This window comes from Moraxella sp. CTOTU46711, assembly GCF_031975715.1.
Taxonomy (GTDB): Bacteria; Pseudomonadota; Gammaproteobacteria; order Pseudomonadales; family Moraxellaceae; genus Faucicola.
This window is the reverse complement of the sequence record NZ_DALYMP010000003.1, coordinates 173,924-189,686: the sequence shown is the minus strand read 5'-3', so window position 1 is coordinate 189,686 and position 15,763 is coordinate 173,924. Positions and strand designations below refer to the sequence as shown.

The following is a 15,763-nucleotide window of genomic DNA, read 5'->3' as shown; positions in this document are numbered from 1 at the left end:
TAGCTCAACAATCGACCTATAACAACCAATTTATCAAGCAATCATCTGATTTTTAGGTTGATATAACTTATGATTGCCAAAGCTAAGAGATTCCCCATCACTGTCAAGTAAAAAGCCCTACGAAATTCTGGTTTGGTCGATTTATGGCGCAATAACCAATGGGCAAACGCCGCCCCTACCCAGCCCCCAGCAAAAGCTAATTTATGGAGTGACGCTTCTTGCACGCGCCAATCTCCATTTTGCGCAGCTTTTTTATCATGCGCGTACAGCAGATAGGTCGCCAAGCTTATCGCAAAATACCAACCTATAATCCATAAGGGTAAGTGCTTAACCAGCACAATAGCGGTCAGTAACACAAAGAACAGCACCCCAATAGCCACCCACGTGAGTAATGTTTGATTTTTAAGATCGTTTTGAGCTTGACGAACTTGGCGAGCATTTTGTTGGGCAACTTTTTGTCTAACAAACGTCTGTTGCTGCACATTGACAGCACAGGGTTTGCCATCTCTGCCTTGCCCTATTTCAAAAACTACCGCTTCATAAAGCACAGGACGTTGGTTCGCTCGGTATTCGCTAATATGAAAAAAGATGGCTGAGTCTTGCAAATTGTTATCCGTTCGCTCAATAAACCCAAAGCCTTTGTCATCTTGCCAGCGGGTTATTTTGCCCTGATATTTTTTCATTAAAAATTACCTAATGCTATGTTTTTATAACGCATTTTTTATAACCCATTATTGAGGTTTGCGGTTATGGTTTGAGCGATGTATTCTACTCAAATTTTTTAATATGTTTTTACTTTATTGCTAAAAGCCAAATTCTTTTACGCTTGGTTGCAAAAGTTACTTAAGACAACTGCCAATTACACCCACCAAACAAAACTTTATCCAATTCCACTATTTAACAGGCGAGTTTTTGAGTAACCTTGTGTGCATGTCGAACGATAAAGATTACGAAGTTTTTCATGACTATTATCATCGGCGAATTCAACAATCCATCAGTAATAAAATATTTAATTTGTTGAATTTTAAAAAATTTATTATAACAATTTTCAGTTAACTATAAAAAATTATCTTATATTTGTTAAATTTTAATTTAACGATTCTAATAAAAATAGACGATAAGATAAATAAGGGAGATTTTCTCATGGCAAGTTTAATGCGTTTACGCGATATCCAAGACACCCACGTTGACCTTTTAGGTAACGATTATTTTGATCCAACCGGTAAAACCGCTTATGGCGCCGATGGCGATAAAGTGGGTAGTATTCAAGGTGCTCTAGTTGACGATACTACAGGTCGTATCCGTTATTTCATCGTTGATGTAGGCGGTTGGTTTAGCTCAAAAGAAGTATTGGTACCAGCAGGGTTAGCCCGTATCCAAGATGACAATGTCTATTTTGATTCGCTCAGCCGTGATACTGTTGAAACAATGGATAGCTACGATCCTGACTACAACTACAGTATTGAAGAACAAACGGTTCGTGACCGTCATGTATTTGACCGTGCTGCAACGCCCGTTAAACTCACTGATAATCACTACCAATCACCCAATACACTGCAGTTGCTTGAAGAACGCCTTTCAGTCAATAAAGACAAAATTGTAGCGGGTTTACTAAAAGTTGGTAAACATGTTGTGTCTGAGCCACGCACTGTGAATGTTGAGCTAACTGAAGAACAAGCGCACATCCAGCGTACACCAGTTAATAAACCTACTAACCGCAGCATCGATGATAATGACAATGCTACTATTGAGGTCGAACTGGAAGCGGAACGTGCAAATGTCAATAAACAAACTTACGTGACTGAAGAAGTGAATGTAGATAAAGTTGCCCAAACTCGTACTGAGACATTTAATGAAACCGTTCGTCGTGAAGAGTTAGATGTACAAAAAGATGGCGTTGAGCGTGTAACAGGTGTTGATACCGTCGATGGTAATGTATCACCTGCAATCGATCCAAATGCGCCCCGTAAACTTTGATAATTAATATAATTAGAATTAATTACTATAAAGTTTAACTTCTGCCAACGGTGTTGCCATTGGCTAAAAAAAGGCAGATGATTTCATCTGTCTTTTTTGTGGTTGTTATATATTATTACAAAATTTTGGAACAATAACTTTGCAATGGAAAACACTCAATGAAAAACCCGACGATGAATACTGCTGAACTAAACACCCATGATACCCATACTCATGATAACATTGTCAAAACTGTCGATCTTCGTGAGGATACCACTAACACCTTAGAGCTATTAGCTGAACGCCCCCAAGTGCAAATTAAGCGATTTATCAAAGATAATATTAAATTATCAAAAAAAATCATCAGCCAAACGGTTAACGTTCCTGTGACACTCAATCAAGAAGTTTTGGTGATTGAACATGTATTTGCCCAGCCTAGCACCTCTCATGATAATTTAGTTAGTGTGGTTACTAATAACGTCAATGTGCCACAGTTGATGGTGAATGGGCAAGCGATTACTTTAGGGGATACCCCGATTGAGATTCCTTTACTTCAACAAATAGCTAAAGTAAATATTGAAACCATTGTGGCGGAAAAAGTACAGTTAATGACCCAAAACGTCAGTCATGAAACGCAAATTCCTGTAATACTTCGCCATGAGGAATTGGTTACTGAGAAAGTTCAATACGATGAGCCAACAGTATTAGCAACAACGCATATCCCACCCGAAGATGTTAACTTGGTTTCAAAGTAATTCCTTTCTACTTTGGGTGAGCTGGACTTAGCTTCTGTTGGTGTGTCTTTTGTTGGCGTGTGTGGGTATGTAATTTGGGTGTGGCATACATCAACATAAGTGTCATAATGTCACACCCAGCATTTTTAATTGATTAGGCTTAACCCATTAGGCTCGATGATGGGCGGGTAATATCGGTTTATGGGTAATCTCTGGTAGTAAATCCAAAAACCCTTGAATATAAGCCACCTCTTTACTTGTGGTACGGGTCGCCGCATAAAGCTGGCAAAACACACCTTCCCCCAATGCCCTTGATATTACCCAGCCCTTTTTTTCGTATTCATTGACCACCCAATTTGGTAACGAAGCAACCCCTCGCTCACTCGCAACCAGCTGAATTAACATCGCGGTCAATTCTGTGGTTCTTAGTTTCTTGGGTGCAAGTCCTGCAGGCGCAAAAAAATGCGCGATGATATCAAGGCGCTTGGCTTCCACAGGATACACGATGAGCGTTTCATCAATCAAATCTTCTGGCAAAATCGGCGATTTTTTATCGACTAATGGGTGCGTTGGTGATAACACCAAGCGACTTTCATATTGGAATAACGGCAGATAGCTGATTCCCTCCAAGGGTAAGCGACTGGCTGTGATAAGCACATCAATTTCTTCATCGAGTAGCATTTGGTGGGGATCTGGTTCAAAGCCTGAGCTAAAGTCCAGCTCAACGTCTTGCCATTCCCTGCGATAACGATTAAGGATAGGCATCAACCAATCAAAACAGCTATGACATTCCGAGGCCAAACGTAATTGTCCAGTTTGACCACGACCCAGTCTTTTAAGGTTGGCGGTGGTACGATTAAATTGCGGTAGCACACTGTCCGCAAGTTTGAGTACTTCTTTGCCTGCCGGGGTAAAGCTTAGCGGTCTTGAGCGGCGATTGACGAGACTAACACCATAATAATTTTCGATTTCTTTGAGCTGGTGGGAGACCGCTGATGCCGTGACATACAAGTCCTCAGCCGCGGCAGCAAGCGAACCTTGCTCACGTAGTGCGGTCAATAATTGAAGGTGGCGGATTTCAAGCATAAAATAATTTTACCGTTTGCCAAGCCCAAAAGAAAAAAGTTCACGATTTGATGAAACCATGAACTACTTTAACAAGAAACGTGAAAAAAGTTAATCAGTTTCAATGTCAAAGCGGCAGTATTACCTACTCACCTTGACTAACTATCACTGATAATTTGATTTTCTTCGTCTTTGACATAACGGGTAACGAGTAATTGGTCAATTTTATGATGATCGATATCGACTACTTCAAATTTATAACCTTGATATTCAACAAAATCTGCAGGACGAGGAATTTTGCGCAGTTTATACATCATAAAACCCGCTAAAGTTTCATAATTATCCCAATCAGGAAAATCTTCGATACCAAGCGCATGTTTGACATTTTCAATCGGTGTAGTACCTTCAATCAGCCATGAGAATTCATCACGCTGGATAATCTGCTGCTCATCTTCAATCGGTGCGACCCAATCCCCCATCACTGTCATCATGATATCAGATAGCGTAATGACACCGACAATGAGCGCATACTCATTCATCACCACAGCAAACTTTTCTTTACTGGAGCGAAAACGGTCTAGCAGCTCGGATAAGGTTAATGTATCAGGGATGATTAATACATTACGAATCGTAGTTTCATTGAGCAAAATTTGCGACTGGTTACTAAGAAGTTTTACCAAGATATCTTTGGTATCGACATAGCCAATCACTTCATCAATATGATCTTTACATACCAAAAATTTTGAATACGGGTAATTGGCGATTTTTTGGCGGATACTTTGCTCAGACTCGCCAAGGGTGAAATACACCACATCCTCACGGGTGGTCATACTCGATGGCACGTTACGTTCTTCAAGCTCAAAAACGTTCTCGATAAAGTGATGTTCTTGCTTGAGCAGCACCCCCGCTTGCGCCCCTGCATCCACCACAGCAGAAACATCATCAAAGGTGATATTTTCTTCTCTAACCATGTTGACTTTAAAAATTCTAAAAATCAGATTTGCCAGCCCGTTGATAATCCATGCCAGCGGCTTAAATACTTTGATTGACAGCAGTACAGGCTCAATCACCGCTAACGCCACGCGTTCTGGGTTAATCATGCCAATGCGTTTAGGAATCAAATCGGCAAACAAAATAAATAACAAAGTGACCAGCAAAAATGACATCATAAAACCGATATTATCAAGCATTTTGCCTTGATAAAAGGGGGAGATAAGGTCAATAAAGTAGGGACGAAGCGCAGACTCACCGACAATACCGCCCAAAATTGCCACGGCATTTAGACCAATTTGTGAGGTAGCAAAAAATTCGGCAGAATTTTCTTGTAAATGTAAAATTTTATTGGCGCGATTGTCACCCGATTCTGCCAACAACTTTAGCTTGATGCGCCTAGCACCTGCCAAGGCAATTTCGGAAATGGAGAAAAAACTGGAAATCAATACTAATATACAAATAATTAGTAGATTTTGGAATAAACTCACAATACACCTATATTTATCTATTTTTATCTAGACAACATAACAGATTTGGCAAAAAATTTCTTAGACTTTATGGTAAAGCAATAGTAGCAAACAAACATTGATAAAGAAACGGTAATAAAGAAATATGACAAAGAAAAAGAGATAAGAAAACATCGGTAAAAAAATGGGTAAAAAACTGCACGCATAAAAAAACCCTTGATTGAAATCAAGGGTTTTTTTAATAACAAAATAATTATACACGTTCAATGATGGTGGCAATCCCTTGACCCAGACCAATACACATGGTGGCAAGACCGATTTGGGTGTCCTGTTGTTCCATCACATTTAATAGCGTGGTGGTGATACGTGCACCAGAACAGCCTAGCGGGTGACCTAATGCAATAGCACCACCATTTAGGTTAACGATGTCTAGTTTGTCTTGTAGGTTTAAGCCCTTAAGAACCGATAAGCCTTGTGCGGCAAATGCTTCGTTAAGTTCGATGGTTTGCATATCGTCAATGCTCATGCCAGCGCGTTTTAAGGCTTTTTGGGTAGCAGGTACTGGACCATAACCCATGATAGCCGCATCACAGCCTGCAACTGCCATACCGCGAATACGGGCGCGCGGTGTTAGACCTAAGTCTTTGGCTTTTTGTGCAGACATGATAAGCATCGCAGACGCACCGTCAGATAAGGCTGATGACGTGGCAGCTGTCACGGTACCACCTTTAGGGTCAAATACAGGACGTAATGCCGCAAATGATTGCAGGTTGGCATCGGGACGAATCACTTCATCGATAGTGCAAAGTTGTAGGTTACCGTTTTCGTCATGACCTTCAATGCCGATGATTTCGTTTTTGAAACGACCTTGCTGTGTCGCTTCCCACGCACGGCGATGTGATTCCACACCAAACGCATCTTGTTCTTGACGGCTGATGTTATTCATACGTCCAAGCATTTCAGCGGTTAAACCCATCATGTTAGAGGCTTTTGCATAGTATTTTGAAGCCTCTGGGTTGATGTCAATACCGTGCATCATGCCCACGTGACCCATATGCTCAACACCCCCAATAATGAACACATCACCTTGACCGGTCATGATTTGTGCCGCTGCGGTGTGAAGCGCTTGCATTGATGAACCACATAGACGGTTGACCGTTTGACCTGCCGTAGTACGTGGTAATTCAGCCAATAAACCAATGTTACGACCAATGTTCATACCTTGCTCTAGGGTTTGGTTGACACAGCCCCAGATGACATCTTCTACAAGTTTGGTATCAAACGGGTTACGTGCTACCAAAGCTTTAACAAGCTCCGCAGACATGCTGTCAGCGCGTACATTGCGGAACATACCATTTTTTGATTTGCCCATTGCGGTACGAACGCCATCGACAATCACGACATCTTTTGGACTTAATGTAGTCATTCTATTCTCCTTAAAATTTATAATCGTCGATTACGCTTGTGGGTAAAAAGTTTTACCATTTGCCGCCATATCACGAATCATTTGTGGCGCTTCATAGGCTTTACCTAAGCTTGCGTATTTGTCGCAAAGGGCTAGGTAATTTTGTAGGCCGATTTGGTCGATGTAACGGCATGGGCCACCACGGAATGGCGGGAAGCCAATACCCATAATCATCGCCATGTCTGCTTCTGCAGGCGTAGATACGATGTTATCTTCTAAGCAGCGAACCGTTTCATTACATAATGCAATCATCAAACGATCGATGATTTCTTGGTCTTCAAACTGTTTTGGCGCATCGATAAATGGTTTTAGTAATTCAACGGTTTGTGGATCGGCAGTTTTAACTGGCTTGCCTTTTTTATCCGTTTCGTATTTGTAGAAACCAACGCCATTTTTTTGACCTAAGCGATTGGCTTCAAACAATATCTGACCGCTCACTTTGTAGTCTGGTTTCATACGGTCTGGGAAGCCTTCCGCCATGACTTCTGCCCCATGAACCCCTGTGTCGATACCCACAACGTCCATCAAGTAGGCAGGACCCATTGGCCAACCAAATTTTTCCATGACTTTGTCGATTTGAACAAAGTCAGCGCCTTGTTTGATCAATAAGTCAAACGCACCGAAGTAAGGGAATAATACGCGGTTAACTAAGAAGCCTGGGCAGTCATTTACCACCACTGGCACTTTACCCATTTTTTCTGCTAACGCTACCGTAGTCGCTACTGCTTCTTCGCTTGATTTTTCACCACGAATTACTTCAACCAGCGGCATACGATGGACTGGGTTAAAGAAGTGCATACCCACGAAGTTTTCTGGGCGCTCAAGTACCGATGCAAGATAAGTAATTGAAATGGTAGAAGTGTTAGATGCCAAGATTGCATCTTTTTTCACCAAACCTTCAACTTCTTTTAATACCGCGTGTTTAACTTTTGGATTTTCAACAACCGCTTCAATCACGATGTCAGTCTCACCAAAATCACCGTAGTTGAGCGTAGGACGAATACGGCTTAAAGTTTCGCCCATTTGTGCTGGGGTTACTTTACCGCGTGCCATACCGCTTGATAGGTGTTTGCTCGCCTCACTCATACCCAAGTCAAGCTGCTCTGCCTTGATGTCTTTCATGATGATTGGCAAGCCTTTTGAGGCGGCTTGGTAAGCGATACCGCCACCCATGATACCTGCGCCCAATACAGCAGCTTCTTTAATATCATGCGCTTTGGCGCTGTGAGTTTTAACCAGTTTACGAACGGCTTGGTCGTTTAAGAATAGACCGACTAGGCTTTCTGCTTGTGGGGTTTTTGCTGCTTTTGCAAAACCTGCAGATTCAATTTCTAACGCTTTGTCACGTGGTAGGTTCACGTGTTTTTCGATAGACTCTAACGCGATTTTTGGCGCTGGGTACTGCGCTGGATTGGCTTTTGAGAACAGTACACCTTTGGCTGAGTTAAATGCCATCGCTTGTTCTAAGGCGTTTAATTTGACTGGATTGATTTTTTCGTCATGGCGTGCTTTCCAATCTAAATCGCCTGCGATACATTTTTTGACTAAATCAATCGCTGAAGCCTCTAACTGGTCAGCGGCAACAACTGCATCCACCATACCGACTTTCAATGCAGCAGCTGGTTTTTGTGCTTCGCCAGTTGCGATGATTTCTAAGGCATTATCGATACCGATGATACGTGGCAAACGCACCGAACCACCAAAGCCTGGGAAGATACCCAATTTAACTTCGGGCAAACCGATGCTCGCTTTGTCACTCATGACACGGTAGTCACACACCAACGTCATTTCTGTACCGCCGCCCATTGATGCGCCATTGATTGCCGCAACTTTTGGAAAAGGCAAATCTTCAAAACGGTTGAATGTTTTGTTGATGTCAAGTACCCACGAAGCAATCTCGCCTTCTGGTTTTTTGAAGTTACCAACAAATTCAGTGATGTCCGCACCAGCGATGAAAACTTTTTTTCCTGAAGTAACGATTAGACCTTTAACGTCTGAAGATTGTTCTAATGCCGTGACTGCTTCGCCAAATTCTTTGATGGTGGCTTGGTCAAATTTATTAACGCTCTCAGTTTGATTATCGTAGTTTAATTTAGCAATACCGTCTTCGAGTAGCGATACCGAGATGCTATTTCCTTGATAAATCATTGCTAACTCCTTGAGTTATGTTGAAATCAACGGGGAAAACCGAAAAAATGATGTTTTGCACGATGTCTTTATATGATGTCTTTAAAAGATGCTTGTGAAAAGATGCTTATTAAAATTTTTACATACCGCAGACAAAACAAAATCTTGACTAGTTTACTATGTTTGCGATAAGTTGAGAATAACGCAAATGACTGTTTAGTCATTGGCTAGCAACGGGGCCGCTACTGCGGGTTTTGTTGCCAAACTTACTATCTTACCAATTGGTAAAAGTCAGCAAAAATGTCCTTAAAGCAGCCAATTTTTATCACTAAATCCTTTATTTGAATTCGACATACTGCTTGACATAATTGGCGCTTAGCGTGGTGGGATTGACGCAAATCTGTAAACTGCCAGCAGGCACCTCACTTTCAAATTCCTGCAGATGCGCTTTGATAGCATCGGCAATGCGCTGCGCTAATGATTGAATGGTAGCGTCATCACGCCCTGGCATCAGATAAAAATGCGCCATAACAAAGGCTTCATCTCCGCTATCGGTCAGTCCTACTAAGGCATGATTTGGATAGTAGATACGTGATTTGATATCACTTTGCAGCTTAAAGTTGCCAGACTGCCATAGCGTATCATTGACCCGTGCTAGCAGGTTATCAGGCTGACTAATAAGATGGTCGTGACTCACTTCAATAATGACATTGGGCATGGTGTTATCCTTTACTCTTGAATTAAATCTGCAAACTTGGCGTTTACTGCGCCTGCTAAATCCGACGGTGACAACTCAATCTCTAAGCCGCGTCTACCGCCACTACAATAAATGGTCGCAAAGTGTTGTGCCGACTGATCGATGACCGTGGGCAGACGCTTTTTTTGACCTAGCGGGCTTACCCCACCTAGCACATAGCCTGTGGTACGTTCTACCAATTTGGGGTCTGCCATTTGTGCTTTTTTACTGCCGATGGCTTTGGCGATTTTTTTTAGGTTTAGCAAATGCTCAACAGGCAGTATCGCAACAGCGAGTTTGTCATTGTCGTCTTGTACCACCAAGGTTTTGAATACCCGCTTTGGCTCAACTTGTAGTTTTTCTGCCGCTTCAAGCCCATAGCTTTCACTATGCGCGTCATGATGGTATTCATGTAATTGGAAGTTGATTTTTAGTTTTTTGGCAAGATTAACGGCAGGTGTCATGGCGGTTTCTTAACAGGGCTTGGTGATTGAACATAGTCATTCATCATAACCAAACTGCGGGTTAAAACAAAGCACATTGGGTATAAAAAACGTATAAAAAAAACCAGCCAACTATTTTATTAGTGACTGGATTTAGTGAAGTGCTAGATACTAGTTGTTGCATAGGCTTGAACGTACAGCCTTGAGTTATAAATGGCACACTACCTATTAGCTTGCTTTTGAGACCATATAATCAACGGCAGCTTTTACTTCATCATCAGAGGCTTGGCTACCGCCTTTGGCTGGCATTACACCGGCTTTTCCTTGATAGCCGCCAATGGCGTGTTTATACAGCGTGTCTTTACCTTGCGCAATGCGAGGTGCCCAAGCGGCTTTATCAGCAAGTTTTGGTGCGCCCATCAAGCCTGCTGTGTGACAAGTGGTACATACACTACCAAACAATTTTTCGCCAGCATCAGCAGAAACTGGGGTAGCGGTTGCGGTCGTCGTGGTGGCAGCGGCTGAGGCGGCTGTCGGTGGCACAAATGAAGCAGGCTGTGAAGCCACTGGCATGGGATGGTTTGCACGAGCGATTTCACCTTGCTGTGCAGCAATTTCTTCGGTTGGTTTGCTTTCGGCTGATTCATGCTTACTACATGCGCTCATGGTAAGACCCAAGGCAAGCATAAGACTGGCTAGCGTGGCATTGCGTGTTGATATCGGTAGCATAACCTTTTCCTTTCAAATAAGGTGAAATCTAATTTCACATCAATGTATAAATTTTTAATAGCCCTACAAACTGTTTTTGCATGGTAATATTTCGCGTGGTAATGTCAACTGGCAAATGACTAGTGCGACATTTGGCGGTATATGGTTATCATAAGATGATTAATGAGTATATTAGCATTACTGCCGTATGAATAAAATAACATTTTAAAGCCACCTTGCTAAATCATTACTATCGTTGTGTATTTTGTTACGATAACGGGCAAAAATTTTTTATTGGCTAGCTAAAACAGTGCAGTTGGATATAAATAGGATTTTTTAATTTAACTGGTTATTAAAAAGCTAAAATTTACATTGACTTACATTCAATATTTAGTTAAAATTCGCACCTATTTTTATCCTAATCTGAGCTGATGCCAAACCATGGGTAGGTTGGCTAATAATCACCTATACAGCCGGATTAATGTTCCTGACCCATTAACCCCGCTTTGTTGATAGCACATTCATTGTCTATCAATCAGCCTAGACTTAAGGAGTCTACATGCCAGCAGTAAAGGTAAAAGAGAACGAACCTGTAGATATCGCAATTCGCCGCTTTAAACGTGCTTGTGAGAAAGCCGGTATTTTAGCAGATGTACGTAAACATGAGTTCTATGAAAAACCAACTCAAGAACGTAAACGCAAAAAAGCAGCTGCGGTAAAACGTTACAAAAAGAAAATGTCACGTGAATCAGTACGCACGACTCGTCTTTACTAAGGTAATTTGTCGACAGACAACCCAATACCAGTAAATGATAAAATCCACTTTGTTAAGTGGATTTTTTTATGCTATGTTGCTAACCACAATTTTAAAAACGCCATTAGCTAACATTAGGGAGCGTTAAAACCATGAGTACCATAAAAGACACCCTGACCGATGTGGTCAAAACTTCCATGAAAGCGCGTGAGCTTGAAAAAGTTAAAGTGCTACGCAGCGTACAAGCGGTGATAAAACAAATCGAAATTGACCGCCAAATAACGCTCGATGATGCAGGTGTACTAGACATCTTACAAAAGCAAACCAAGCAGCGCCAAGAGTCGCTCGCGATTTTTGCAGCCAATGGTCGGGAAGACTTGGCACAAAAAGAACAATTTGAGATTGATGTGATTAGTCAATTCTTGCCACAACCCATGAGTGAAGCAGAAATTGCCAATCTGGTAGCGGCTGAAATTGCTGAGCAAGGTGCCACTTCAATGCAGCAAATGGGCGCTGTGATGAATGCGCTGAAAGTCAAAACCGCAGGTCGCGCTGACCCCGCTTTGATTTCAAAGTTGGTCAAAGCGACATTGGCTTAATCCATGCATCCTAAAAAAAGCCATAAGATTTGTACTTATGGCTTTTTTTTAAGTTTATTTTTACTGATGGGTTTGCAGCACCTGAGAAAGCAAATCTAAAGTTTCCACCAATGGCAGTCCAACCACATTGCTATAGCTACCATCAATCGCTTTGACCCACGCAGCGCCCAGCCCTTGAATGGCATAACCGCCGGCTTTGTCTTGTGGTTCACCCGTATGCCAATAATGCGCCATCATGCTGTCAGTGAGCGCGATAAATTTGACATCAGTTTTCACCACAGTGCGCTCAGCATAATCCATCTGCCATTCACCGCCACGCTGCGCCAGTCGGCTCACTTGCACTGCAGTCCATACTTGGTGCGAGGCATTGCTCATTTGCCGCCACATCGCACAGGCATCGGCAAAATCTATAGGTTTTTGCAGCACTGCCCCATCCAGCAATACGCCAATAGTATCGGCGGTAATCACCACACACTCGGTCATAGCGGTTGGCAAAACTTGTAAAGCGGCTTGCGCTTTTTGATTAACCATACGCCCAATATAGTCAATCGCCGATTCCTCTGCTAGCCGTGTTTCATCAATGTTGACTGCCACACAAGTATGTGGCACCGCAACTTGATCTAACAACTCACGCCGTCTAGGTGATGTGGACGCCAAGATAATGGGTATAGTGGCATTAAATTGATACATAATAACTTCTCAATACGCTTATCGCGTATAACGCAGCATGACAGCGACTAACAGTGGCCAAATTAAGGTACTGACCGCAACAGTATAAAGCAGTTGCGGTGCAAACACCCCTTGGGTAAATAAATGCAGAAAAATTAACCCAAATTGATAAATCAGCAGACAGGCTCCCGCCAAAAGCCACACCAAGTTTGAGGACAATTGGCGTAAATAACCACTGACAAACTTAATAAAAAATGCCACCAGCACTGCACATAAGGCTTGCTGACCGATTCGACTATCCGTCAGTAAATCAGCAAACAAACCAACCACAAACGCCAATCCCATGCCAATTAAAGTCGGTTGAAATATTAGCCAAAAAATCAGCATCATGATCATCCACATCGGACGAAATAGCGCAATCTCTGCCGACAGCGGATACACACTAAGTACCGATGCGATGATAAAACTGATTGCCATCACAATATATAAATGCTGTTTGGTTTTTTTGCGCTGAACGACGACCATAATCAGTGATTTTAAACCTTTTGTTGAAGCAATAAAACATAAGACGTATTGATAAAATTGGCAGCGGGTTTCACCATAATCTTGGCATAGCCGCCCGCTTGCTCGGCTTCTACTTTTGCCACCCGCCCAACAGGAAATCCGGCAGGAATACGACCGCCAAGCCCCGATGAAATCAGCTCATCACCAATGCGTACATCCGATGCCTTAAAGATATAATCTAGCACCAAATACTGCGGATTACCTTTGCCCGATACAATGGCTTTTTGCCCGGTACGTTTAATAGTCACTGCAACCGATTGTTGGTCATCGCTGATTAACACCACACGGCAGGTATCGGGATAAACATTGACGACTTGTCCAAGAATACCGTTTTCATCAATCACCGTTTGCCCGACAATCACTCCGTCTTTGCTGCCTTTATTGATGACCACCATTTGCCGCAGTGGATTGCTATCGGTACCAATGACATGCGACAACAGCAAATTAAACTGGTCTGGCGTGGTGGCGGATAAAATCCCTTGCAGTCGGGCATTTTGCGCGACAAGATAATCTTGCTGCTGCAATTGCGCTTTGGCATGCACCAGCTCAGCTTTTAACTGGACATTCTCACGGCGTAATGCTTCTTTTTCGGTCATGGTACTATCAAGCCAGCCTGCAAAAAAACTTGGGTAAGCCGATACTTGATAGATGGGCTGCATGGCGGCATGGGTCACGGTACGTACCGGCTGAAACCAAGTGCTATTTTTACTATCCAATAACATCAGCACAATCGCCGCAAACACCACAATAAGGGTCTTGCGAATGGCGAGTGGTTGTTGGGTAAAAATAGTAAGTGACATAAGTAACATCCAAGTAAAATCTGTGGCGGTCAATACAGCAAGCGGCACAACACAGATAAGGGTAGCAAAAATCTTTTAAAAAAAGCTATCGTAAAATCATCTTGTCAATAAAGCAATAAAACCGCTATTAAAAAATAGCGGTTAACGGTAACACATCAGTTAACATCAGACAAAAATCATATTCAATGCTTTGTTATTGATAAACTCTAGTGCTTTACCACCCCCACGGCTGACACAAGTCAGTGGGTCTTCAGCTACAGTGACGGGCAAGCCTGTCTCGCGTGAAATCAGTTCATCAAGATTGCGTAATAGTGCGCCACCACCGGTTAATACAATACCACGCTCTGCGATATCGGCTGATAATTCAGGCGGGGTTTGCTCAAGCGCCGCTTTGACACCTGAGATGATACCAGTAATAGGGTCGCTTAAGGCTTTTTGGATTTCGGCGGATGTCACCACAAATGATTTAGGCACCCCTTCTGCCATGCTACGACCACGCACTTCCACTTCCAAGGGGTTTTCGGGATCTTCAATTGCCGTGCCTACTTCGGTTTTGATGCGTTCAGCCGTGGTTTCACCAATCACACAGCCATGGGTGCGGCGGACATGAGTAATAATCGCTTCATCGAACACATCACCGCCGATACGGATAGAGTCGGCATACACACAGCCTGATAGCGCAATCACCGCAATCTCTGTGGTACCACCCCCGATATCCACCACCATCGAACCGCTGGCTTCATGCACGGGTAATCCTGCGCCAATCGCAGCTGCCATAGGCTCTTCAAGCAATAAGGCTTTGTTTGCGCCTGCCGATTCAACCGCTTCACGAATCGCACGACGTTCTACCAAAGTAGATTTACAAGGCACACAAACAATCACATTTGGATTGGCTAAAAAGCGTTTGACTTTCACTTTGTTGATAAAATGCTTGAGCATTTTTTGGGTCACTTCAAAATCGGCAATCACACCGTCTTTGAGTGGACGAATCGCAGTGATATTATCTGGGGTACGACCTAGCATCTGTTTGGCATCAAGACCGACGGCAGCAACGGTAGGATTTTGGGTACGGTTACTACGAAGCGCAACAACCGTTGGTTCATTGAGGACCACACCTTTACCTGGGGTGAAAATTAACGTGTTGGCAGTGCCAAGGTCGATGGCGATATTACTTGATAAAAATCCGAAAAGGCTCATGTATCATTTCCCAGTGATAACAAAACTACACTGCAAGCAAAGCAGAAATTAGCGGGGTGTTTAATCGCACATCGAGTCAAGGACGCATTTTTTAAAAGCGTTCATTTAAAAGCTTTTAATGCCGATGTTCCTAATACCCATGTTTCAAAACCACCCTATTATCGTACCCACTAACAAAAAAATCTGAAGCAAGCTACTTAACGCAACTATATTTTACATAAAAAATAGCAAGAAACTCTTAACGATTAACAGTTAAAAGGCTATCTTTTTAGATAAAAAAGGTGACGATGATTTTAAAGAGGTTTAGACGATAGTGACTTTAATGCGATTAATTTGCGTTTAGTAAGAATAGTGCTAGATTATAGCGGTAAAATATCGCAAAATATAGTGATTTAATCACATTCTATCTTTATTCACGAATTTTTTGTGACAAATTATTTAGGTCACATCACCCTATTTTTTCAAATTTGTTATTAAAAGTAACTA

General features: G+C 42.5%; 16 protein-coding genes. 4 read left to right on the top strand and 12 right to left on the bottom strand.

Annotation, left to right across the window (positions count from 1 at the left end):
• Positions 1-41: 41 nt before the first annotated feature.
• Positions 42-683 (bottom strand): DUF1294 domain-containing protein, encoded by a 642-nt coding sequence (locus RTJ53_RS06550; RefSeq protein WP_312276354.1) that lies wholly within the window; start codon positions 681-683, stop codon positions 42-44.
• 460 nt (positions 684-1,143) lie between these two features.
• Here RTJ53_RS06550 and RTJ53_RS06545 point away from each other — a divergent pair, with 460 nt between their 5' ends.
• The gene (locus RTJ53_RS06545; protein WP_312276353.1) at positions 1,144-1,977 is read left to right on the top strand and encodes a PRC and DUF2382 domain-containing protein; all 834 of its coding nucleotides are present in this window, start codon (positions 1,144-1,146) and stop codon (positions 1,975-1,977) included.
• Between the two features lie 158 nt (positions 1,978-2,135).
• Complete coding sequence (locus RTJ53_RS06540) at positions 2,136-2,711, top strand: DUF2382 domain-containing protein (protein WP_312276352.1); 576 nt, start codon at positions 2,136-2,138, stop codon at positions 2,709-2,711.
• A gap of 147 nt (positions 2,712-2,858) precedes the next feature.
• On the opposite strand, the gene RTJ53_RS06535 is transcribed toward RTJ53_RS06540, so the two are convergent.
• From RTJ53_RS06535 to RTJ53_RS06505, 7 genes are all read right to left on the bottom strand, one after another.
• The gene (locus RTJ53_RS06535) at positions 2,859-3,776 is read right to left on the bottom strand and encodes a LysR family transcriptional regulator (protein WP_312276351.1); all 918 of its coding nucleotides are present in this window, start codon (positions 3,774-3,776) and stop codon (positions 2,859-2,861) included.
• A 137-nt stretch (positions 3,777-3,913) separates the two neighbouring features.
• Positions 3,914-5,236 carry a polyamine export protein PaeA gene (gene paeA / locus RTJ53_RS06530; RefSeq protein ID WP_312276350.1) on the bottom strand — a complete coding sequence of 441 codons (1,323 nt, stop codon included), beginning with the start codon at positions 5,234-5,236 and terminating at the stop codon, positions 3,914-3,916.
• Between the two features lie 232 nt (positions 5,237-5,468).
• The gene (gene fadA / locus RTJ53_RS06525; RefSeq protein ID WP_100270450.1) at positions 5,469-6,641 is read right to left on the bottom strand and encodes an acetyl-CoA C-acyltransferase FadA; all 1,173 of its coding nucleotides are present in this window, start codon (positions 6,639-6,641) and stop codon (positions 5,469-5,471) included.
• Positions 6,642-6,671: 30 nt separating this feature from the next.
• Complete coding sequence (gene fadB / locus RTJ53_RS06520) at positions 6,672-8,828, bottom strand: fatty acid oxidation complex subunit alpha FadB (protein ID WP_312276349.1); 2,157 nt, start codon at positions 8,826-8,828, stop codon at positions 6,672-6,674.
• A gap of 316 nt (positions 8,829-9,144) precedes the next feature.
• Entirely contained in the window at positions 9,145-9,525 is a 381-nt protein-coding gene (locus RTJ53_RS06515) for a 5-carboxymethyl-2-hydroxymuconate Delta-isomerase (protein ID WP_312276348.1), read from the bottom strand.
• 11 nt (positions 9,526-9,536) lie between these two features.
• A complete protein-coding gene (gene ybaK / locus RTJ53_RS06510; protein WP_007115525.1) occupies positions 9,537-10,007 on the bottom strand; it encodes a Cys-tRNA(Pro) deacylase in 471 nt (156 codons plus the stop codon).
• Between the two features lie 207 nt (positions 10,008-10,214).
• Positions 10,215-10,715: a c-type cytochrome gene (locus RTJ53_RS06505; protein ID WP_312276347.1), complete on the bottom strand. Its 501-nt coding sequence runs from the start codon at positions 10,713-10,715 to the stop codon at positions 10,215-10,217.
• 538 nt (positions 10,716-11,253) lie between these two features.
• Between RTJ53_RS06505 and rpsU the strand changes: the two genes are divergently transcribed.
• Together rpsU and RTJ53_RS06495 are read left to right on the top strand one after the other, a co-directional pair.
• Positions 11,254-11,469 carry a 30S ribosomal protein S21 gene (gene rpsU / locus RTJ53_RS06500; protein WP_007115522.1) on the top strand — a complete coding sequence of 72 codons (216 nt, stop codon included), beginning with the start codon at positions 11,254-11,256 and terminating at the stop codon, positions 11,467-11,469.
• A 131-nt stretch (positions 11,470-11,600) separates the two neighbouring features.
• Positions 11,601-12,047, top strand: coding sequence for a GatB/YqeY domain-containing protein (locus tag RTJ53_RS06495; protein ID WP_100270455.1), 447 nt, complete (start codon positions 11,601-11,603; stop codon positions 12,045-12,047).
• 60 nt (positions 12,048-12,107) lie between these two features.
• Here the strand turns inward: RTJ53_RS06495 and RTJ53_RS06490 are convergent, their stop codons facing one another.
• From RTJ53_RS06490 to RTJ53_RS06475, 4 genes are all read right to left on the bottom strand, one after another.
• Positions 12,108-12,737: a Maf family protein gene (locus RTJ53_RS06490; protein WP_312276346.1), complete on the bottom strand. Its 630-nt coding sequence runs from the start codon at positions 12,735-12,737 to the stop codon at positions 12,108-12,110.
• 18 nt (positions 12,738-12,755) lie between these two features.
• A complete protein-coding gene (gene mreD / locus RTJ53_RS06485) occupies positions 12,756-13,241 on the bottom strand; it encodes a rod shape-determining protein MreD (RefSeq protein ID WP_060995642.1) in 486 nt (161 codons plus the stop codon).
• Between the two features lie 11 nt (positions 13,242-13,252).
• Positions 13,253-14,080: a rod shape-determining protein MreC gene (gene mreC, locus RTJ53_RS06480; protein ID WP_312276345.1), complete on the bottom strand. Its 828-nt coding sequence runs from the start codon at positions 14,078-14,080 to the stop codon at positions 13,253-13,255.
• Between the two features lie 165 nt (positions 14,081-14,245).
• The gene (locus RTJ53_RS06475) at positions 14,246-15,277 is read right to left on the bottom strand and encodes a rod shape-determining protein (RefSeq protein ID WP_128679945.1); all 1,032 of its coding nucleotides are present in this window, start codon (positions 15,275-15,277) and stop codon (positions 14,246-14,248) included.
• Positions 15,278-15,763 lie beyond the last annotated feature (486 nt).

Coding starts and splice junctions, on each gene's coding strand:
- RTJ53_RS06550 (WP_312276354.1), bottom strand. CDS start 683: ATGAAAAAATATCAGGGCAAAATAACCCGCTGGCAAGATGACAAAGGC.
- RTJ53_RS06545 (WP_312276353.1), top strand. CDS start 1,144: ATGGCAAGTTTAATGCGTTTACGCGATATCCAAGACACCCACGTTGAC.
- RTJ53_RS06540 (WP_312276352.1), top strand. CDS start 2,136: ATGAAAAACCCGACGATGAATACTGCTGAACTAAACACCCATGATACC.
- RTJ53_RS06535 (WP_312276351.1), bottom strand. CDS start 3,776: ATGCTTGAAATCCGCCACCTTCAATTATTGACCGCACTACGTGAGCAA.
- fadA (WP_100270450.1), bottom strand. CDS start 6,641: ATGACTACATTAAGTCCAAAAGATGTCGTGATTGTCGATGGCGTTCGT.
- fadB (WP_312276349.1), bottom strand. CDS start 8,828: ATGATTTATCAAGGAAATAGCATCTCGGTATCGCTACTCGAAGACGGT.
- RTJ53_RS06515 (WP_312276348.1), bottom strand. CDS start 9,525: ATGCCCAATGTCATTATTGAAGTGAGTCACGACCATCTTATTAGTCAG.
- ybaK (WP_007115525.1), bottom strand. CDS start 10,007: ATGACACCTGCCGTTAATCTTGCCAAAAAACTAAAAATCAACTTCCAA.
- RTJ53_RS06505 (WP_312276347.1), bottom strand. CDS start 10,715: ATGCTACCGATATCAACACGCAATGCCACGCTAGCCAGTCTTATGCTT.
- rpsU (WP_007115522.1), top strand. CDS start 11,254: ATGCCAGCAGTAAAGGTAAAAGAGAACGAACCTGTAGATATCGCAATT.
- RTJ53_RS06495 (WP_100270455.1), top strand. CDS start 11,601: ATGAGTACCATAAAAGACACCCTGACCGATGTGGTCAAAACTTCCATG.
- RTJ53_RS06490 (WP_312276346.1), bottom strand. CDS start 12,737: ATGTATCAATTTAATGCCACTATACCCATTATCTTGGCGTCCACATCA.
- mreD (WP_060995642.1), bottom strand. CDS start 13,241: ATGGTCGTCGTTCAGCGCAAAAAAACCAAACAGCATTTATATATTGTG.
- mreC (WP_312276345.1), bottom strand. CDS start 14,080: ATGTCACTTACTATTTTTACCCAACAACCACTCGCCATTCGCAAGACC.
- RTJ53_RS06475 (WP_128679945.1), bottom strand. CDS start 15,277: ATGAGCCTTTTCGGATTTTTATCAAGTAATATCGCCATCGACCTTGGC.